Annotated in this window: 20 protein-coding genes and 1 tRNA gene; 7 read left to right on the forward strand and 14 right to left on the reverse strand. The window is 54.5% G+C overall.

Annotation, left to right across the window (positions count from 1 at the left end; translation table 11 throughout):
- Positions 1-97: 97 nt before the first annotated feature.
- Positions 98-1273, forward strand: a complete 1176-nt coding sequence (locus V0288_RS11805; protein WP_332865296.1) for a transaldolase — start codon at positions 98-100, stop codon at positions 1271-1273.
- A gap of 263 nt (positions 1274-1536) precedes the next feature.
- On the opposite strand, the gene V0288_RS11810 is transcribed toward V0288_RS11805, so the two are convergent.
- The gene (locus V0288_RS11810) at positions 1537-2490 is read right to left on the reverse strand and encodes a diguanylate cyclase (RefSeq protein WP_332865297.1); all 954 of its coding nucleotides are present in this window, start codon (positions 2488-2490) and stop codon (positions 1537-1539) included.
- Between the two features lie 724 nt (positions 2491-3214).
- Between V0288_RS11810 and V0288_RS11815 the strand changes: the two genes are divergently transcribed.
- A tRNA-Asn gene (locus V0288_RS11815) sits at positions 3215-3286 on the forward strand.
- 37 nt (positions 3287-3323) lie between these two features.
- Here the strand turns inward: V0288_RS11815 and V0288_RS11820 are convergent.
- Together V0288_RS11820 and V0288_RS11825 are read right to left on the reverse strand one after the other, a co-directional pair.
- Positions 3324-4580: a M16 family metallopeptidase gene (locus tag V0288_RS11820; RefSeq protein ID WP_332865298.1), complete on the reverse strand. Its 1257-nt coding sequence runs from the start codon at positions 4578-4580 to the stop codon at positions 3324-3326.
- Positions 4581-4996: 416 nt separating this feature from the next.
- Complete coding sequence (locus V0288_RS11825) at positions 4997-6274, reverse strand: M16 family metallopeptidase (RefSeq protein WP_332865299.1); 1278 nt, start codon at positions 6272-6274, stop codon at positions 4997-4999.
- Between the two features lie 87 nt (positions 6275-6361).
- Here V0288_RS11825 and V0288_RS11830 point away from each other — a divergent pair, with 87 nt between their 5' ends.
- The gene (locus V0288_RS11830) at positions 6362-7192 is read left to right on the forward strand and encodes a pantothenate kinase (RefSeq protein WP_332865300.1); all 831 of its coding nucleotides are present in this window, start codon (positions 6362-6364) and stop codon (positions 7190-7192) included.
- A 204-nt stretch (positions 7193-7396) separates the two neighbouring features.
- Here the strand turns inward: V0288_RS11830 and V0288_RS11835 are convergent, their stop codons facing one another.
- The 7 genes from V0288_RS11835 to V0288_RS11865 form a co-directional block, all read right to left on the reverse strand.
- Positions 7397-8272, reverse strand: a complete 876-nt coding sequence (locus V0288_RS11835; protein ID WP_332865301.1) for a Tab2/Atab2 family RNA-binding protein — start codon at positions 8270-8272, stop codon at positions 7397-7399.
- A 34-nt stretch (positions 8273-8306) separates the two neighbouring features.
- Entirely contained in the window at positions 8307-9323 is a 1017-nt protein-coding gene (locus tag V0288_RS11840; protein WP_332865302.1) for a glycosyltransferase family 2 protein, read from the reverse strand.
- A 115-nt stretch (positions 9324-9438) separates the two neighbouring features.
- Entirely contained in the window at positions 9439-9735 is a 297-nt protein-coding gene (locus V0288_RS11845; RefSeq protein ID WP_332865303.1) for a DUF3593 domain-containing protein, read from the reverse strand.
- Positions 9728-10039, reverse strand: coding sequence for a DUF2499 domain-containing protein (locus V0288_RS11850; RefSeq protein WP_332865304.1), 312 nt, complete (start codon positions 10037-10039; stop codon positions 9728-9730). The genes V0288_RS11845 and V0288_RS11850 overlap by 8 nt, the downstream gene beginning before the upstream one ends.
- A 131-nt stretch (positions 10040-10170) precedes the next feature.
- Entirely contained in the window at positions 10171-11145 is a 975-nt protein-coding gene (gshB, locus tag V0288_RS11855) for a glutathione synthase (RefSeq protein WP_332865305.1), read from the reverse strand.
- Between the two features lie 19 nt (positions 11146-11164).
- On the reverse strand, positions 11165-11422 hold the full coding sequence (gene grxC, locus V0288_RS11860) for a glutaredoxin 3 (protein ID WP_332865306.1): 258 nt from the start codon (positions 11420-11422) through the stop codon (positions 11165-11167).
- A 104-nt stretch (positions 11423-11526) separates the two neighbouring features.
- A complete protein-coding gene (locus V0288_RS11865; protein WP_332865307.1) occupies positions 11527-12402 on the reverse strand; it encodes a sugar kinase in 876 nt (291 codons plus the stop codon).
- 358 nt (positions 12403-12760) lie between these two features.
- Here V0288_RS11865 and V0288_RS11870 point away from each other — a divergent pair, with 358 nt between their 5' ends.
- Positions 12761-13489: an SDR family oxidoreductase gene (locus V0288_RS11870; RefSeq protein ID WP_332865308.1), complete on the forward strand. Its 729-nt coding sequence runs from the start codon at positions 12761-12763 to the stop codon at positions 13487-13489.
- Positions 13490-13544: 55 nt separating this feature from the next.
- Positions 13545-14243 carry a GTP cyclohydrolase I FolE gene (gene folE / locus V0288_RS11875; RefSeq protein WP_332865309.1) on the forward strand — a complete coding sequence of 233 codons (699 nt, stop codon included), beginning with the start codon at positions 13545-13547 and terminating at the stop codon, positions 14241-14243.
- 38 nt (positions 14244-14281) lie between these two features.
- Here the strand turns inward: folE and V0288_RS11880 are convergent, their stop codons facing one another.
- Both V0288_RS11880 and V0288_RS11885 read right to left on the reverse strand, forming a co-directional pair.
- Positions 14282-14512 (reverse strand): hypothetical protein, encoded by a 231-nt coding sequence (locus V0288_RS11880; RefSeq protein ID WP_332865310.1) that lies wholly within the window; start codon positions 14510-14512, stop codon positions 14282-14284.
- Positions 14467-15894 (reverse strand): NADP-dependent isocitrate dehydrogenase, encoded by a 1428-nt coding sequence (locus V0288_RS11885; protein WP_332865311.1) that lies wholly within the window; start codon positions 15892-15894, stop codon positions 14467-14469. The genes V0288_RS11880 and V0288_RS11885 overlap by 46 nt, the downstream gene beginning before the upstream one ends.
- Before the next feature lie 104 nt (positions 15895-15998).
- Here V0288_RS11885 and V0288_RS11890 point away from each other — a divergent pair, with 104 nt between their 5' ends.
- Together V0288_RS11890 and V0288_RS11895 are read left to right on the forward strand one after the other, a co-directional pair.
- Positions 15999-16271, forward strand: a complete 273-nt coding sequence (locus V0288_RS11890) for a hypothetical protein (protein ID WP_332865312.1) — start codon at positions 15999-16001, stop codon at positions 16269-16271.
- A gap of 38 nt (positions 16272-16309) precedes the next feature.
- The gene (locus V0288_RS11895; RefSeq protein ID WP_332865313.1) at positions 16310-17800 is read left to right on the forward strand and encodes a GAF domain-containing sensor histidine kinase; all 1491 of its coding nucleotides are present in this window, start codon (positions 16310-16312) and stop codon (positions 17798-17800) included.
- 154 nt (positions 17801-17954) lie between these two features.
- On the opposite strand, the gene V0288_RS11900 is transcribed toward V0288_RS11895, so the two are convergent.
- The gene (locus V0288_RS11900) at positions 17955-18983 is read right to left on the reverse strand and encodes a hemerythrin domain-containing protein (RefSeq protein WP_332865314.1); all 1029 of its coding nucleotides are present in this window, start codon (positions 18981-18983) and stop codon (positions 17955-17957) included.
- A gap of 263 nt (positions 18984-19246) precedes the next feature.
- Entirely contained in the window at positions 19247-19747 is a 501-nt protein-coding gene (locus V0288_RS11905) for an aspartyl protease (protein WP_332865315.1), read from the reverse strand.
- Positions 19748-19880: the final 133 nt, after the last annotated feature.

Here is a 19880-nt window from a genome sequence, read left to right on the forward strand (position 1 = left end):
TCCCCCGGAATTAAATCAATCGGGAGTTTTCGGGCTGTCCCCGATCGACTCGCTAAGATTTTAGAGAATCTCACGTTAACACCCGTTTGGATCAGTCATGGCTACAAACCTCCTCGAACAGTTACGGGAAATGACGATCGTGGTCGCCGATACGGGCGATATCCAGGCGATCGAGACCTTTACCCCCCGCGACGCGACCACCAATCCCTCCCTAATCACGGCCGCGGCGCAAATGCCGGAGTATCAATCGATCGTCGATGAAACCCTGCAAAAAGCGCGGCGGGAACTGGGATCGGGCGCGCCGGCCTCGGAAGTTGCGAAATTAGCCTTCGATCGCCTCGCCGTTAGTTTCGGTCTGAAAATCCTGCAAATTATCCCCGGTCGCGTTTCTACCGAGGTCGATGCCCGTCTCTCCTACGATACCGAGGCCACGGTCGCCAAAGCCCGCGAGATTATCGCCCAATACGCGGCGGCGGGAATTTCCCCCGATAGGGTATTAATCAAGATCGCTTCCACCTGGGAAGGGATTAAGGCGGCGGAAATCCTCGAAAAAGAGGGAATTCACTGTAATTTAACGCTATTATTCGGAATCCATCAGGCGATCGCCTGTGCCGAAGCCGGTGTCACCCTGATCTCCCCGTTCGTCGGTCGGATTCTCGACTGGTACAAGAAAGAAACGGGTAAGGACTATCCGGGAGCCGAAGACCCCGGTGTGATCTCGGTCACGACCATTTATAACTACTACAAAAAATTCGGCTACAAAACCGAGGTGATGGGGGCGAGTTTCCGCAATATCGAAGAGATACGAGAGTTAGCCGGGTGCGATCTCCTCACTATCTCCCCGAAACTGCTCGATCAACTGCGATCCACCGTGGACGAACTCCCCCGCAAACTCGATCCCGCCGCCGCGGCAGGTCTGGACATCAAGAAGATCTCGATCGATAAAGAAACCTTCGATCGCCTGCACGCCGAGGATCGCATGGCTTCCGAGAAACTGACGGAAGGGATTCAAGGTTTCACCAAGGCGTTAGAACTCCTCGAAGAGCTATTAATCGGGCGGTTAACCCGTCTGGAAAGTCAGGAAACCCTCGATCACGCCGCCGAAGATATTTTCCGCGTTTACGACCTAGACGGCGACGGGTTCGTGACCCGCGAGGAATGGGCGGGAACCGACGCGGTGTTCGACGCGATCGACACCAACCACGACGGCAAGATCACGCCCGACGAGATCGCCGTGGGACTGGGCGCCGCTTTTCGTTTAGTGGAAGCCTAATCGGATCTTGTGACACGGATCACAAGGGGGTGTGATCCGTGTCAATGACGCTAACAGGATCAATTGGTTACGTTAGAGATGTTTTCGCACTACTGAAAATCTATCTCCAGCTAGACATGGTTTAGCTGGTTTTTTTTATCAACTTGGAAGCTTTGTTAAAAAAACGCTAAATATTATTCCTATCCGCTAATTCTAAAAAATTCGATCGGGATGTTGTGTGATCGCGATCTTCTGGTTTCCGTGATATTTCGCACCGATCGAGATCAAACGACCGCGGAACTATCGAGGTTCGCCAGATGGAGAACACAGCGATCGCGGCCTTGACGTTTGGCGTTCAGTAAAGCTTCATCGGCACGGTTCAACAGATCGTCGAGATCTCGATCGTCGAACCCGAAGGTGGCCACCCCGATACTCGCGGTCACGGCGATCTCCTTTCCCCCGATGACGATCGAGGAGGAGGCGATCAGATCGCGAATCCGATTGGCCACGGCGATCGCCCCCGAACTATCGGTATGGGGGAGGAGGACGACGAATTCCTCGCCCCCGAAACGGGCTAGACAATCTTCTTGTCGCAAGGTATTTTTCACGATCGAGGCGACCGATTGTAACACCTCGTCTCCCACGAGATGGCCGTAGGTATCGTTCACCTGTTTGAAGCGATCGATATCGAGGATCAGAGCCGAGAAAGGATAGTTGTAACCGCGAGTGCGGGCGATCTCCATCTCGGCGACCTGATAAAGATGGCGACGGTTAGAGACGCGGGTTAACGGATCGGTCAAGACTAACTGTTCGAGTTCTCTGAGGGCTTGCTGTAATTGATCCTTGGCGTGTTTTAGCTCCAGGTGGGTTTTCACTCTCGCCAGGAGTTCGAGAACGTTAAAAGGTTTGGTGATATAATCTACCGCTCCCGACTGGAAAGCCTCGATCAGATTTTTCGATTCATTATTGGCGGTGAGAAAAATAATCGGGATCTCTCGATAGCGATCGTCCGCTTTCAGGATTCGACACACCTGTAACCCGTCCATCCCCGGCATCATCAGATCCAGCAGGATCAGATCGGGTGCTTTCCGCTCGATCTGCTCTAGCGCTCGTTCCCCGTTGGTCGCGCGGACGACCCGGTATTTCGCCCGTTCCAAGATCGTTTCCAGTAATTGCAAATTATGGCCGATGTCATCCACGATCAGTAGGGAAAAGCGTTCTGGCGAAAAGGATTCCATCGTCAAAATCAAGTGAGTGTACGAGATCGGGGCTTTGGGCGAATACCCGCGGGACATCGCGAGATCGATCCCGATTCCTAATTTTACAAAATTTTACGAAAGAAGAATGGCTAGTTATCGGATTCACCCAACAACTAACCACTTTTTATGCTATGCATCCGCTTTTTGAATCCTGAACTTATTGTCCCTTTCCTCCGCGAATCGAACCATAATCCAGATCACCCGAGCGAGAGGAATTTATCACCGATCGAAGGTGATTCGCGTCATAATACCTCCCGCGAAACTTGACAATCTTTCGGTTTTGTCAGGAGTTAGGAGGGACTGATCTCTGAATTAACCCGTATTTAGGAATAAAAAGAAGATAAGAGGTTTAAGAAGAACCTAAAAACCATAAATGCTTATTTTTCCTAGAAAATGCAAAATTCAAGTTGTATATGACTTCCCTCTTGGCGATCGCCGGAGGACAAGGAAGCCCGACCCGTTCCGGGTGTCCGTCCCGATCGACCCGCGAGATCGGGACGGGAGACGGAAAAACTAGATATAAAACGAAATAAAGATTGTTTCGGAGAAAATTAGCTTTTCGAGCGCGATTAAAACCGAGAAACCGGTCGCGAGACACTAGGGGGTTCGCCCGCTCTCGATTTCGCGGACTGAAAAAAAAATTCCCGAGAGGGCTTGCTTTCTCGCGGGGGATGGCGTTATAATCAATAACTGTGGCTAACGTTCCTCAGTAGCTCAGTGGTAGAGCGGTCGGCTGTTAACCGATTGGTCGTAGGTTCGAATCCTACCTGGGGAGTTTGAAAAATCAAGATCCGTTTTTGGGAAAATCGGCGTTAAAGCTCGATCGCTTCCGCCGGGCCGACCAGGGATAGATAGGGCTGTTCTAGATATTTGGCGGCCGCTTGTCGGGCTTGTTCGGCGGAGACGCGGGCGATCGCTTCCTGGAAGACGAGATCGAAGTCGATCCCCAGTCCTAACGCTTCGTACCATCCGTATAACTGGGCGATCTCGGCGTTGGTTTGTTTTCCCAGGGCGTACTGTCCCAGGAGTTTATTTTTCGCCGATTGCAGTTCGTCCTCGGAGAGGGTAGCGTGACAGAGACGTTCCGCTTCCGCTCGCAATCCGTCGAGGGCGATCGAGGTATTGACCGGCGCGGTTCCCAGATAGATCACGAATTGCGAGGGATAGAGCCGGGTGGGATAGAGAGCGGAAACATCGTAGGCGAGTCCCCGTTTTTCCCGCAGTTCGACGAATAACCGGCTCGATAAACCGTTTCCCAGGTACGTGCCGAGTAATTTTAAAACGGCGTAGTCTTCTTCGAGGACGGACGCGCCGAGATAGCCCAGCATGACGATCGATTGTTGGGTGTCCCGCGCGGTGGTGGCGCGACGGGGATCGACCCGCACCGTCGGCAGAGCGAGCGGGGGCAGGACGGAATCGGGAACCGACCAGGAACCGAAAACTTCCTCGACGGCGCGGACGGCTTGTTCTAGGGTACAGCGACCCGATAGACTGATGACCAGATTATCGGGACGGAAAAAGGTTCGGTGACAGTTCAGCAGATCCTCTCGATCGATCCGCGCGACGCTTTCCTCGGTTCCGAGAATCGATAACCCGTAGGGATGGTCGGGATACATGATCGTTCGCAGTTGGTGGAAAGCGACGTTAAAAGGCTGTTCCTGTTGCGATCGAATACTCTGGCAGGTTAAATTTTTCTCTAACTCGATCTCCGTCTCCGGAAAGCTCGGACAGCGCAGGATCTCTTCGGCGAGGCGGAAAATCTCCAGAAAGTCCGAGGAAACGGTTTTCAAACTGACGACGAAATAATCCGTCCCCGTGTCCGCGCCCAAACTCGCCCCCGTGGATTCTACCATTTCGGCGATCTCGACGGAGGAACGGTTTTCCGTTCCCTTGGTGAGCAGAGTGGCTAATAGGTGAAATAAACCGGCTTTCTCGCGGTTTTCGTAGCGGGTTCCCGCGTTTTTCAGAAAAATTCGCCCCGCGATCACGTCGGCGGCCGGGTTTTCTACGAATAAGAGCGTGATGCCATTATCGAGCGTTAAACGATGAACGGGAGAAGCGGTAAGCATTAGACCTCTTGCGGAATTCAAAAATTGTCGTGTGGCTAAGGAGTCAGGAGTCAGGAGGCAGGAACCAGGAGTTAGGAGTTAGGAGTTAGGAGGAATAATTAAAGAATTAAGATGGCTAAAAAATTCAAAAAAATTCTCTTTATTTTGTATAGTTCTAGTTCCCGCGGTTTTTAGACCCTAGCGAGGGGTCGGCGAGGATTTTCGCGATCTTAGCGGCGATGTCATTCCCGGAGCGGGAATCGTAAGCTTTTTTTCGACTATCAGCATTCAGCGATCGATTTTCCGTCGAGCGATCGAGGGGAAAGGTCTTTTTCTCTGTCTGAACCTATCTTCGACTTTTCTCCTCCTGTCTCCCGTCTCCTGTCTCCTGTCTCCTAATCTCCTGTCTCCTAATCTCCTGTCTCCTGTCTCCCGCACTATTCACAGGGTTGTAGGATGGTGATCGCGTAGCGTTCCGGGGATAGGTACTGGCGGGCGAGACGCTGGAGATCGCGCGGTTGGAATTCGCGGATCGTTTCGGGATAGAGGACGGCTAAACGAGCGTCTTTCAGGGTTTGGTAATAGCCGTAGAGTCCGGCTAGTTGACCGGGGGTTTCGGTGGTGAAAATGTAATCGTTACAGAGTAACCGTTTGGCCCGGTGTAGTTCCTCGTCGGTGACGGGATGGTGTTGTAGGTCGGTGATATGCTCGCGGACGATCGCCTCGACCTCGGAGATCCGGGAGGAGGAAAGCCACGCGCCGACGGTAAACAGGCCCGAATCGCGCTGTAGGGAGAAATTACTCTCGATATCGAGGACGATCCGCAGTTCCTCGCGTAGATGGCGAACGAGTCGGGAACAGCGTCCCCCGGCCAGAATGACCGAGAGTACATCGAGTCCGAACGCGTCTTCGAGACGATCGATCCCCGGCCCCACCCATCCGGCGAGTAGTCGGGAATGTTCTAAACCGGGCAAATACAACCGCGAGCGACGGATCTCGATCGGCGGGGGTTCGGCCTCGACATTCGCGGGGGGACATTCTCCCGGTGCGGGAAATTCCCCGAAGGCGGACTCGATCAGGGATAGCGCTTGTTGGCGATCGATGCCCCCGACGATCGCCACGGTCATCTTTTCCGGCCGGTAGTGGGTGCGGTGGAAACAGCGCATCTGATTGGGAGTTAAACGCGCGAGGCTGGCGGTATCGCCGAGGATGGAACGCCCGTAGGGATGGGCGCGGTAAATTGTCTCCAGTAACGTTTGATAGGCGATCCAATCGGGGTCATCGTAACAGGAGCGGAGTTCTTCGAGTACCACGTCTTTTTCGCGGTAGAATTCCTCGTCGGCAATTTCCGCGCGCAGGAGGATCTCGGCGAGAAGGGGCAGGGTGTCGCCGATCCGATCGACGCTCGTGGTCAGGTAAAAATGCGCGTAATCGTGGCTGGTGGCGGCGTTGGTCATGCCCCCGCGATTCTCGATCAGGTAATCGAACAGTCCGGGCGGGATATCGCGGGTTCCTTTAAAGATCATGTGTTCGAGGAAATGCGCCATTCCCGTCCACTCGTCGGGTTCGGCGATCGCTCCCGCGTCGATCCACACGTCCACCACGACGACGGGAGTGACGGGTACGTGTTGATGGATGACCGTCAAACCGTGATCTAGCCGGAAGATCGTGGCGGCAAAGGAATCCGTCTCGCGTTGCGTTATCGATTCGAGCAAGATTGGATCGACCACTTTTGTAAACTTCTATACTTAGTCATGATAACCTTTCCGCATCGCGGGTTCTTTCTCTTTTGTGAAGAAACCATGACAACGAGAGCGGGAGTTCCCGAAAACACGCTCATGACCTTCCTCGACGATTGGCTCGCCCTGGCGATCGGCAATTCCCGCCTCCACTGGGGACGGTTCCGCGGGGATCGATTGGAATCCGTCCTCGACACGCCCCATCTGACCGTTCCTCTCTCCCTCGACAATCTCCCGGAAATCGTCCCCGATCTATTGACAAAAAACGCGAGTCGTGTATTGCCATTGCGGATCGCTTCGGTGGTTCCCCGACAAACGGAGTTGTGCGCGGGCTATCCGGGGGCGAGAGTAATCACCCTAGCGGAGATTCCCCTCGAAGATCTCTACCCGACGTTGGGGATCGATCGGGCTTTGGCGGTTTTGGGGGCCGGGGAGCGGTACGGGTTTCCCTGTCTGGTTATCGACGCGGGAACCGCGCTCACCTTCACGGGAGTGGACGCGGGGCGGCGGTTGATGGGGGGGGCGATCTTGCCCGGATTGGGGCTTCAGTTCCGGAGTTTGGGGGAACGAACCGCGAACTTACCGTATCTGGAGCTTCCAGGGGAATTGCCGCCTTTGTGGGCGCGAAATACGCGGGAGGCGATCGAGAGCGGCATTATTCACACGCTCCGGGCGGGAATGGAGCGATTTATCGAGGATTGGTGGAAAAGGTACCCGGACAGTTCGATCGTTCTGAGCGGGGGGGACGCGGATAGATTGGAACGGTACTGGCGGGCGGGAGAGGGAAGAGCGATCGGAAAGTTGAGGCTCGATCGAACCCTTATTTTTCAGGGAATATTATCGGTGTCGGTTCCCTTTTTCAAGCGCGATCCCATCCCGCCCATCCAGATTTGAATTGACGATTTTCAATCGATCGATGACCGACATCCCTTCTTCGAGGAACCGAAAACTTTACGACTTCTGTAAGGAAAAGTCGGACGAAAAAATACCCCCCGAACGTCAAATCCTTCCGTTTCTCAACGAGTAACCCCCGCTTATTTTTCCCCGAGATTCGGGTAAATTCTTTCGGGGAAACCTATCGCTAATTTCCCGATCGAATTAAACGGCTTCTTCTTCCTGCAATAACCAGAAACCCGCGAAGGATTCCGATTCGGGACTCGATTGAACGGCGAGGAAATGTAGATTGCCGGCCTTACTTTTGGCCGTCTCGAAATTTTTCGCCTCTGTTAGCGTTTCCGGATCGGTGACATTCACGAGAATCCAACTGTCACTAACTCCCGTTTCCAGACGGATTATCGCCTTCGGATTCGTTTCTAACTTTAAATAGGCCATCTCTAACCCGGACATCCAACCGGCGAGGGGTAGCGCGCGGGGAGAGAAAATAACTAAACCGGGAATTTTCGTCGCTTCATCCAATCCCATCGCCTTCAAGGGAAGAACCTCGCCGAAACCGACCTCCCATTCCGAATAATCGTCAAAAGCCCCGACTTCTAGGGTAACGAACGCCCATTTATCGCTTTTATCGCCCCGGACGGCATCGGGCAGGGGAACCGCGTTTAGAGGGGGATACTGTACCGAGGCGACATTGACGAGGGCTTCGTTATAGCCTTCCTGATTCGGGTAAAAGTCCCGGTTTCTTTCCTCTAGCCATCGGGTGAGGGCGTGGGTTCGGCGGCTGGGGGCGGCGGGAATACCGATATCCTCGCAGGCTTTGACGATCATGTTGTTCATCTGGCGCCGGAAGAAACGGATTTTTTTCGGGGTGACTCCGGCTTCTTCGATGGCGGCGGTAATCGCTTCTCCCAGCCAGAGAGAATTGACGGTTTTCGCGGGACAGTACCGGGCGAAACGGAAGAGAGCGTCGGGGGATCGATCGATCTCGGTCGGTGTTTCACAGATCAGAACTTCCCAGCGTTTTTTATTTTCTTCATCGACAACCGGGCGAGAGTAAAAATCGAGTTCCCAAATGGTCATTGTAAACGTGAATAATAAACGGTAAAAAATGGGGTTATCGATCGAGATTCGTTCCGCCGCCCACCACCTGACGCACTCGATAGATGGGGCGTTTTTGCGACTCGTGATAGGTTCGCATCAGCACTTCCGCGAGCAGACCGAAACAGAATAATTGTATCCCCGTTAATAAGAATAACACCGCTAGGATTAATAGGGGACGACTGCCGATCGACTGCCCGAAACCGAGCTTGAGAATCGTCAGGTAGGTTCCTAAAATTACCCCTAAAACCATCGATAACAGCCCGAAAGACCCGAAGATGTGCATCGGGCGGGTCAGGAATTTTTTGATGAAAAATACGGTAAATAAGTCCATAACGACGCGGATCGTGCGTCCCAAGCCGTATTTACTCTTTCCGAAGCGTCGCGCGTGATGGTTAACGGGAATCTCGGTAATTTTCGCGCCCTCGATAAAGGCTAGGGCGGGAAGGAAACGGTGCAGTTCGCCGTAAAGGTTCATATCGGCGATCAATTCGGCTCGATAGGCTTTCAAAGAACAGCCGTAGTCGTGCAATTTTACCCCTGTCACCTTTCCGATGATCCAGTTGGCTATTTTTGAGGGTAAAAGCCTAGTTAAGCGGTCATCCTGGCGTTTTTCCCGCCAACCACTGACGAGATCGTATCCTTCGGCCAGTTTCGCTAATAATCGGGGAATATCGTTCGGATCGTTCTGGAGATCGCCGTCTAGGGTGACGATCACCTCGCCGGTCGCGTAGTTGAACCCGGCCGCCATCGCCGGGGTTTGCCCGTAATTGCGTCGCAGGATCACCGCTTTGAGATCGTGGCGATTTCGGGCGAGATCGGTCAATATTTCCGCCGAACCGTCCCGCGATCCGTCATCGACACAGATAATCTCGTAATCTAGCTGTAGGGTTTGCAAAACGTCGGCGATGTTGTTGACTAGATGGGGGATACTGTCCACCTCGTTGTATACGGGGACGACCACCGATAGCCGGTAGGGGAAAATCTCGCGGGTTCGATCGTTCGATATGCCGGGGGACGGGAGGGATTGCATGACCGATACAGACAGTTTGGGGGATTATATCACGGACGCTTCCCGCTCGCGGTAAAGTTCCGAGCCGTCCTCCCCCCTCCCCCTCACCTCCCTTATCTCCCTCATTTCCTACCCGCTATACCCTATCCTCCTGGCGTTTTTTCAAGATAGCCTCGCGAAATCCCAGGACAACGAAGATATTGGACAGGGTGAGAAAAAATTCGGCGCTTCCGTGTAACCAATCGACGTTCGCGAGTTCTTTGCCGTAGTGAATCTTGGCGTAGATTCCCGCGGGAATGGTGACGATAACGAAGATTAACAACACGTAAAAGCCGATTAGGGCTAAACGGGGCATTTTCCCCGATCGAGTGATAAACCAGAGAAAGCCCAGATAGGGAAATAGGGAAACCGCGAACAAGGTATCTTTACTCATTTTTAGCCGGGATTCTCGTCGATCGCCACAGCCACCAACCGGCGAGACAGAGCGTTATATTGCCCAGTACGGTCATCGCCGCCTGTAGGGTGACAAGCCAGGATAGGGCCGGGGGATTATCGAAAAAGTGCCACGTACAGGCACACATGGCGCTGATTAACGAGGGTAACATCCCGAAGGATAACCAACGCCAGGATCGATCGCCGCTTACCTCGCCATAGGTCCAAACGCACCAGATAGCGGCGATCCACTCGATAACACTCGAAATATGAACGATCCAGGTGGGAATTGATAGGGCGGTCATTTGGGAAGGCAGGGGGCAGGGGGCAGAAGGCAGGAGGTGAGGGAGATGGGGGAGTTTTTGGGGGAAAGGGGAAGGGGAAAAGGGAAAAGACTACTGTTCGGCCTTTACCCTTTTCCCTCTTATCCTGCCTCCTAAGTCCTAACTCCCGCGATACTTTCTAGCCATCCGATCACTTTTTCGCCGAGACGGACGTTATCGAGTCGATCGATCTCGCGGATTCCGGTGGGGCTGGTGACGTTGACTTCGGTGAGGTAGCCGCCGATCACGTCCAGTCCGACGAAAACCAGGCCATCGCGACGCAATTTCGGGGCGAGGGTGGCGCAGATCTCTAACTCGCGAGGGGTGATTTCCGTTCTCGCGACCCGTCCCCCGACCGCCATGTTACCACGAAACTCCAAGCCGGTCGGGATACGATTGACCGCGCCGATCGGTTCGCCGTCGAGGACGATAATGCGTTTATCCCCGTCTTTGGCCGAGGGGAGATAGGTTTGAATCATCACCGGTTCCTGCCCCCATCTCGTACTGATCTCGATCATCGAGTTAAAATTGCGATCGTCGGGGTTGAGGAAGAGAATTCCCTCTCCCGCTTTGCCCCCGAGGGGTTTGAGGACGGCCGCGCCTTTTTCGGTGACGAATTCGCGAATGATGGCTTTATCCTGCGAGACGATCGTTTCCGGCATCACCGACGCGAACTGTAGGGTGTATAGTTTCTCGTTGGCTTCCCGGAGTCCTTGCGGGGAGTTGATCACGCGGGTTCGCGCGGGGTCGATCAGTTCCAGAAGATAGGTGGCGTAGAGATAGGGAATCGTCACGGGGGGATCTTTCCGCATCCAGACGAAATCCATTTCTTCGAGCGGGGTGAAAACGGTTGCGGAGATTCGATACCATTCGGGAACCGAGATCCAGCGATCGCCCTTCAATTCCACCGGGACGAGGTGAACCCGCGAGAGTTTCGCCCACGCTTTGCCGTCGATGGCGCTGAGATCGCTCATGGCGGCGATCCAGACCTCGTGACCGGCTCGATCGGCGGCTTCCATCAGCGCGACACTGGTATCGTGGCCCGGATCGAGACGCTCGATCGGGTCGATAATAAAGGCTAGTTTCATGGAGGGGGAATCCTTACCGTTACTGTAAGAGCGGGTCTAATTCTCCCTGTCCGTCCAGGGCGTGGAGATCGTCACAACCGCCGATATGTCGATCGTCGATGAAAATCTGCGGTAAGCTTCTCCGTCCGTTCGCTCTCTCGGCCATTTTCGCGCGGGACTCGTTATCCCCGTCGATGCAGTATTCGGTGAAATCTACCCCTTTTTTCGTTAATAAGGCTTTCGCCCGGATGCAGAAAGGGCAGGAACTCCAAGTGTAAATTTCTACGTTAGCGGCCATGCGATTCCCTCGATCGGGTTAACTATTTTCTTCCATTTTAGTCTCTCGCGCGGGGGGAACCGAGATTTTCGGGAACGCTTGGCTCGCCCCCCGTCGGTTTCCGGTCACTCGATCGAGCTTGCCGGACGTTTCTCCAACCAGCGTCGGGTTCCGAAAAATTGGCAGGAGAGGGCGGCCACTTCCGAGGCTTTTTGTAGGGCCGAGGGAAAATCGGTCTGTAGAATAAAGTAACAGAACGCCCCGTGAAAGATATCTCCCGCGCCTAATGTATCGATCGCCCGTACCGGATTCACCTCGATCGCTCCCCTTTCCCCGAGGGCGCTATACTCGATCGCTCTCTCCCCGTCGGTGATGGCGATATACGGAATCCGGAAATCCTCTAGGTACGCGAACACGTCCTCTTTATCGCTACAGGATGGCGGGTAAAAATCCGCGCTGACGATCGAATAATCGACGAAGGGCAGGATCTTCTCGAATCCCTCTTTCCAACTGCCCCCGTCGATCGCCACGGGAATCCCTCTCTCTCGCGCCTGCCGGGCGATCGCTTCGCCGACGACGATCTGATGTCCGTCTACAAGCACAATATCGATATTTTGTAAAGGCTCCTCGGGTAAATATCGGAGATCCGCCCGCGCGCGCGTGGCGTTGAGGGAGATGACCGCTCGTTCCCCGGTCGTTTCGGTGACGGTAATCGAGGAAATCGGCGGGATCTCCGACCAATCCGGCCGTAAATCCCGCGAGATCACTTGATGTTTTTCTAGATCCTCTCGAATTAACCCGGTGATGGGATGTTGTCCCAGCGCGCTATATACAAGAGATTTTCCCCCTAACCCCGCGAAAGCGACCGCCGCGTTCGTGGCCGGCCCCCCGGCCGCGATGGTTTGCTCGATCGCTACCACTTTCTCGTTCGCGCCCGGATAGCGTTCCGTCCGGTAAATCCAATCCAACGTCGTCAGACCGATAAATAGACCTTGTTTCATAAGCGAGTCGGGAGACGGGGGGGTGAGGGGGGTGAAAGGGGAAAGGAGGAAGAAAGCTCTTTTCCTTTTTCCGGGGTCCCTTTTCCCCGAAAAACTCCCCATCCCCCCATCCCCCCATCCCCTACCGAACTTCTCCCCCGACAATTTACAACGATCCCTGACGTGAGAGTGTTATAATTGGCGAGGTAAAATTTTGTAACAATTATTAATCTTGAACCCGACCTACCGAGCGCGTTGTTACACGGGCTACCCGAAAATTTGTGCGAAGGCACTCGATCCTATACACTTCCCTAGGATCGATCGCCGATGGGAACTTTTTCCCGAATCTGGCAAGAATTATTAGACCCCGCATTATACCATGAGTTCTGTTCTGAGTCAACAGCGAGCGATGATCACCGGGGCCGGGAGTGGCATCGGGAAAGCGACCGCTCTAGCTTTCGCGGGCGCGGGGATCGATCTCGCCTTAATCGGTCGGAATTTGGAGAAACTGGAAGCCACCGCGATGGCCGCCCGCGATCTGGGGGTGACGGCGACGGCTTACGGCATGGATCTCGCGGAGATCGATCGGGTCGAGGAACGGATCGCGCGCGTCGCCGACGAGTTCGGGCCGATCGACATCCTCGTGAATAACGCGGGGATGGGCTACACGAACCCTCTGGCCGATACGCCCCTCGGTGATTGGCGGAAGGTGATCGATCTCAATCTGACGAGTCCGTATTTATGCGCGCGGGGGGTTTTGCCCTCGATGCGCGCGCGGGGTCGGGGAATGATTATTAACGTCTCGTCGATCGCCGCGGAAACTCCCTTTCCCGGATGGGGAGCCTATAGCGTCAGTAAAGCGGGCCTGGTCGCTTTCTCCCGTACCCTAGCGGTGGAAGAGCGGGCCAACGGCATCCGCGTGACGATTATCACCCCCGGCGCGGTGAATACCCCGATCTGGGATACGGACAGCGTGGAAGCCGATTTCGATCGCTCCGCCATGCTCACCCCGGATATCATCGCCGGAGCGATCCTGCAAGCGGTTTCCCTGCCGGCCGGGGCTGTCGTGGAAACGATGACCATCACGCCTAGCGCGGGAGCGCTCTAACCCGATTTTCTTTCTTTCTTTCATCTATCACTTCGCCCACGGGCTTTGTAAATTTATGACCATCGCTACTTCTAACGGTTTGAACGGTAATCTTTCGGACACTATTAACGCCCGTCTCTCCACCCGTCCCGATCGCAACACCCACAACGGTAAAGCCGCCGAGATCCATCCGACGACGGAAGAAAATAAAGAACAGATGATGGACGCGGTAAGGAATATTCTAGAGGCGGTCGGTGAAGATCCCGAACGGGAGGGTCTACTGAAAACGCCGAAACGGGTCGCCGAGGCGATGCAGTTTCTCACCCAGGGCTATAGCCAATCCCTGGAAACCCTCGTCAACGGGGCGATCTTCGATGAAGGTCATAACGAGATGGTCTTGGTGCGCGACATCGATTTCTTTAGCCTCTGCGAGCATCATATGCTTCCCTTCATGGGACGGGCGCACGTCGCCTATATCCCCAATCAAAAGGTGGTAGGCTTGAGTAAACTGGCGCGGATCGTGGAAATGTACTCGCGACGCTTACAGGTACAAGAGCGCCTGACCCGTCAGATCGCCGAGGCGATTCAAGAAATTCTCGACCCGCAGGGGGTGGCCGTGGTCATGGAGGCGACCCATATGTGTATGGTGATGCGCGGGGTACAGAAGCCGGGGTCTTGGACGGTCACGAGCGCCATGTTAGGGGTGTTCCAAGAGGAGCAGAAAACCCGCGAGGAGTATTTAAATCTCATCCGTCATAAGCCGAATTTCTTCTAGCGATCGGCTTTTGGAATAAATTTGTCGGTTATCCGTCTTTAGCCTAGTGCCGGGGACGGATAATTTTTTCGGCCGCGGCCGCGGGTGAGGGGGATGGGGAGGTGAGGGAGATGGGGGAGGTGAGGGAGATGGGGGAGATTATAAAGATAAGTAATCTCCTGCCTTCTGCCTCCTGCCTCCTGCCTCCTGCCTCCTGACTCCTGACTCCCGCCTCCTGACTTTTTTAATCGTCGAAATGCCGGATAATCGCGCTGGCGAATTCGGAGCATTTTAGCGGGGGATCGACGGGGGGTTCCATGAGACGGGCGAGATCGTAGGTGACTTCCCGATGGACGATCGCCGCCGCGAGGCCTTTTTTAATCAGATCCGCCGCTTCCTGCCATCCCATGTATTCCAACATCATCACCCCGGAGAGAATCACCGAACCGGGATTGATTCGGTCTAATCCCGCGTGTTTCGGGGCAGTTCCGTGGGTGGCCTCGAAAATGGCGCAGGTATCGCCGATATTCGCGCCCGGTCCCATGCCGAGACCGCCGACGATCGCCGCGGCCGCGTCGGAGAGATAATCGCCGTTGAGGTTCATGGTGGCGAGGATGGAATACTCGTCGGGACGGGTCTGGATCTGTTGGAAAATGCTGTCGGCGATGCGATCGTTCACCATCACCTTATCTTTCCATTTCCCGTTGCCGTGGGTCTCCCAGATCGAGGTCAGGACGCTTTCCACTTCCTGACAGACTTTCGCTTTTTTCTCGTCGGTGAGCGCGTCGTAACCGGGTTCCACCATGCGCGCGTTGTCCTCGACGCTGAGATCGGGGTTTTTCTCCTTATTGCCGAGAATCCAGGACTCGCGTTCGGTCACGCAATCGGCGCGGAATTCCGCGGTGGCTAACTCGTAACCCCAATCGCGAAACGCCCCCTCGGTGTATTTCATAATATTGCCCTTGTGGACGAGGGTGACTTGGTTTTTCGGTTTGGGGAGACGGATCGCGTGTTCGATCGCCCGGCGGACGAGTCTTTGCGAACCCTTTTTACTGATCGGTTTGATGCCGATGCCGGAGTCGAGGGGAATCTGTTTCTTGCCGTGTTCGGGAGTGGCGGGAATCAGTTCCGCGTTCAGGTAATGGATCAGTTTTTCGGCGATGGGCGATCCCTCTTTCCACTCGATGCCTAAGTATATATCCTCGGTATTTTCCCGGTAGACGATCACATCGAGTTTATCGGGACTTTTGTGGGGGGAGGGGGTTCCCGCGTAGTAGCGGCAGGGGCGAACGCAGGCGTATAGGTCGAAAATCTGGCGGAGAGCGACATTCAGGGAACGGATACCGCCGCCGATCGGGGTGGTTAACGGTCCCTTGATGGCTACACCATATTCTTTGATAGCTGTCAAGGTATCTTCCGGGAGATATTGATAGGTTCCGTACAGTTCGCAAGCCTCGTCCCCGGCGTAGACTTTAAACCAATGAATTTTCCGTCGGTCCCCGTAGGCGGTCGCCACGGCCGCGTCGATCACTCTTTCCGTGGCGGGCCAGATATCGACTCCCGTACCGTCGCCGCGGATGAAGGGAACGATCGGATCGTCGGGAACGATGGGTTTCCCGTCGGCGAAGGTGATTTTCGAGCCGGTAGTGGGCGGTGTGATTTTCTCGTACATAGACTGGCGTGGTGAAGTGAACGATCGTACCCGATCGATTGTTGACAGAGTGTAACGCGCTCCCCGCGCGAACTCGGAACTTTTCGGGAATTTCTTAAGATTAAATGAAGGCGATCTCCGTGGAAATGACGCGGGCGAATCGGCGATCGCGGGTTTTACAGAACGCGGCCACCGCCGAAACGCGGGTTTCCCCCAAAAAATCGATCGGAAACGGGTCGATCGATGTTCGTTCGATCGAAGATTTGGGAATTTTAAAAATAGGAATTCGGCGAGCGTTTCTAGCGAGAGGCTTTCCGAAATACACGAAGATCTCGTTTCCGGCACGCGGGAGTCCGGGAAATTACTGTCACGCGAGCCGGCGGAATTCAACCCGGTAGGTAAATTCGAGCAGATCAATCCAAGTCAAGCAACGATCATGTCAAATTCCAGCCATCGATTATTCTGTCGTTTAGATGGGCTTGCCCCGGCCGCGCGGGAACAGAAAAGGGCGAACGTGTCGAAATCGCTCGGCCTGCTCGAAACCGAATCGGTTCCCGTTTTTGACGAGGCCACGCAAACGGCGGCGAGATTTTTAGAGGTACCGATCTGTTTCTTGGGGATCATGGTACACGATCGATTGTGGATTAAGGCATCGGTGGGACTCTCGCGGTTAGGATTGATGAATCCGCTGGCAACGTCCCGTCAGATTCCCCGATCCGAAGCGTATTGCACCTACGTGGTGGACGCGCAACAAACGCTGTGCATCGAGGATACTTTGCGGGAAACGGTTTTCGCCGGGAGTATTCTGGCACAACACTATCACGTCCGCTCCTATCTGGGAACCCCGCTCGTCACCCATGACGGTTTCTGTATCGGGACGCTGGCCGTGATGGATACCGTCCCCCGACAGTTCGCGCCGAAAGATATCGAGTTTCTGGCGCTGATCGCCCGCTGGTGTCTACGCGAGTTCGAGCGGGATCATCTGTTACAGGCGCGCGCGTCGCGACAGGAAGAATGGGGAGAGGGGGCGATCGATTGTCCGTCGCGCGCGCTCGAAACGCTCGATCGTTCCACCCGACGCGAGCCGGCCTACTCGATCAGCGATATCAAGCTAGAATTACTCGGGGAACTGACGCGAGAACTGCGAACCCCCCTGACGACGGTGATCGGGATGGCCAGTATTCTCGGGGGCGAGGTGTTCGGTCCCCTGACCCACAAACAGAAAGAATACGTCAAACTGATCCACAATAGCGGTCAGCAGTTAAATACGCTGGTTAACGAGATCCTCCGCCTGGAAACCACCCGCGAGGAAACCGGAAAACCGAACTTGGTTCCGGTGAATCTGGAAATGCTCTGTCAGCAGATCCTCGGCGATCTGTCCTCGATGGCCGCGGGAAAACGGCAGGAGTTGCGTTTATCGGTCGAACCGGGAAAACGGCTCTTCCTGCTGGATAAGGAGAAGGTTCAGCAGGCACTGTACTATCTCGTCGCCAGTTCGATCGAATCGTCGGAAACCGGCGGGGAGGTGCGGGTACATATCTCTAGGCGCGCGGCCACCCTCAATATCGCGCTCTGGGTGACACATCCCTGGCTCGGGGATGGCTTGCCCCAGGTCAAACTGTACGCGTCGGCCCTCGCCAACGGATCGGTGGAACGGGAGATTTTACCCGCGTGGCCGGCGATCGATCGATTGGAGGAGCGAGCGACCGATCGGGTACTGACGATCGCCACGTTAGAGGAAAATTTAGCCCGTTTAAAAACTCACGATGGCAAACGGGAGGAAAGGAGTCCTCAAGCTTTACTCGGACTTCTACTCGCTTGCTATCTCGCCGAACACCAGAACGGTAAAATCGTCATCCAGGGTTCCCCGGAATCGGGTTATCGCTACGTGCTTCAACTGCCCAAAATCGAGACGGAGGAAGGTTAGGGTGTGGGGAGATGGGGAGTGGGAAATCAATAGATAATTTCAGAAAGTTATTCCCTACACCCTTCCCTCCTGACTCCTGACTCCTGACTCCTGCCTGACAAAAATACACCCCCCTAGCGAGCTAGGAGGGTGCGGGAGTTAGCGAGCGATCGAATTACACGGCCATCTGGCTTTGTAGTTGCCGTTTGGCTTCTTTAAAGCGGGTGGCGAGTTGTTCGCTCTCGTCGCTGGAACAGTTGTTCCGGATGGCGGCGAACATGGTGCTTTCCTCTTGACGGATGTGGTCGCCGACGATATCCATCAGTTGTCGGATCGTGTCTTTGAAATTCGACGCGGAGGGACTCATGGCTTTCAGTTCGTTGAGGAGAACTTTCATGCGCGCCTGCTCGTCGTAGAGTTCCTGCGTGTCGTCGTAGAAAGAACGGACGGTCGGATAGACTACCTGTTCTTCCGCTTCCGCGTGAACGTTCAGATCCATGTATAACTGACCGAAATACTCTTGTATTTTCTTGGGGTCGTTAGAGTTGAGGATCTCGGTCATGAGCGTGTTCGCTTTATTGTGATCGAGACGGAGGACATCCTGAATGTTCATGTCCGATTTATCACTCGTCTGGGTGACGGCACTACCGAACACGCCACTGAGCGCGGCCACCGCGTCCTGCACCCGTCCCCAAACGCCCTGATCCGGATCGCGACCGATCAGTTCGCGGGTTCCCAAGACCTCTAGAATTCCCTTGAGTTGTTCCTGGTGGGCGCGGTTTTCAAAGTTAACCGTGTTCAGGGGAGCGATCGCCGCTTCCACGTCCGCGCCGACTAACTGCCCCGCTTTATGAACGAGTAAACCGGACATAACTTGACCGTGTTTGAGCAGTTCGTGTTGGGCGACTTTTTCATAGAAGCTCAACTCGGAACCCCGCATCAGTCCCTGTACTTTGTTCACCATCTCGCTCACGGTTTGGCGGGGTTCGGATTGGATGCCGTACTGTACCATCACGGTTTCGAGGATGCCCAGATTTTTCCGGTCATCTTCGAGCATCTTTCTAAAGCGATCGCTGATGTCTCCATCCCGGCTTTCCCGTAGGAACTGTTCCTCGTTGGCGATCGATAAATTTTGAATGGCTTTCATATCGGCGAGTTTTTCCGCGATCGCCATCCGCTTTTCGTCGGTCAGAGTAGTCACCATAAAAGATGTTCTCCCTTGATTTTCTAGAATCGGTTTTATACCAGTTGTTCTACAAATAATCTGACACGCCGAGCGGGGAAAATCCATCTACTTTTTGATAGGAACGCTCTCGTACCTTTGGGAATAAGTATGATTTTTCTGACCTTTATCTATCTCTAGAATGATGATTTATAGCGGTTTTTTCCGTGGTAAAAAACGGGGGAGGCTGGGGGGTAGCTCTTAGCGCTCGGCGATCGGTTTTTCAGGAACGGTTTCGTTCCTCGCTAGAGAGCGGCGATCGGCAATCGGCCGTCGTCGCGGGCGCGCTCGGTGGCGGTCTTTGAAAGCCGATCGCCGAGCGCTGAAAGCTTGATCGTTAAATAGGTATTGTCGGGATCGATCGGCAGGGTTCGCGCGGTTTGCTTCTGTAGATCTAGCTCGATTCCTAACGCTTCTAGGGGGATCACACCCAATAAAGGAGAGCGATTCCGGGGCAATTCCAGACATTCAAAAGTTCCCTCCCGATCGAACAGGGCGATCGTCGCGTCCCGGAATAATCTCACCCTTTCGATCCCCCCGGCCATCTCCACCTCGACATCTCGCAATACTTCTAAACCGAGTTGTTCGATAATATCGATCGGTAAACAGAGCGTGGTCGCTCCCGTGTCGAGGAGGACACGATCGAGGGGGATGGAACGAACAAGCTCGGCGGAGATAATCCCGCGATCGGCGAGAATCCGATCGGCCCGATTGGTAATCGTTAGCGTGACGAAAATAGATCCCATACTGGAACCTCCGGGAATCGGGAACGGGGAATAACGGAAATGATTTCGATCGTAACTCTACTATAATTCACAATTTACCGATTCTTTCTCGGATTATAACTTTCGATAGAGAATGTCGTTATTTTTCAGTTTG

It is taken from the genome of Pannus brasiliensis CCIBt3594 (genome assembly GCF_036688125.1).
GTDB classification, from domain to species: domain Bacteria; phylum Cyanobacteriota; class Cyanobacteriia; order Cyanobacteriales; family Microcystaceae; genus Pannus; species Pannus brasiliensis.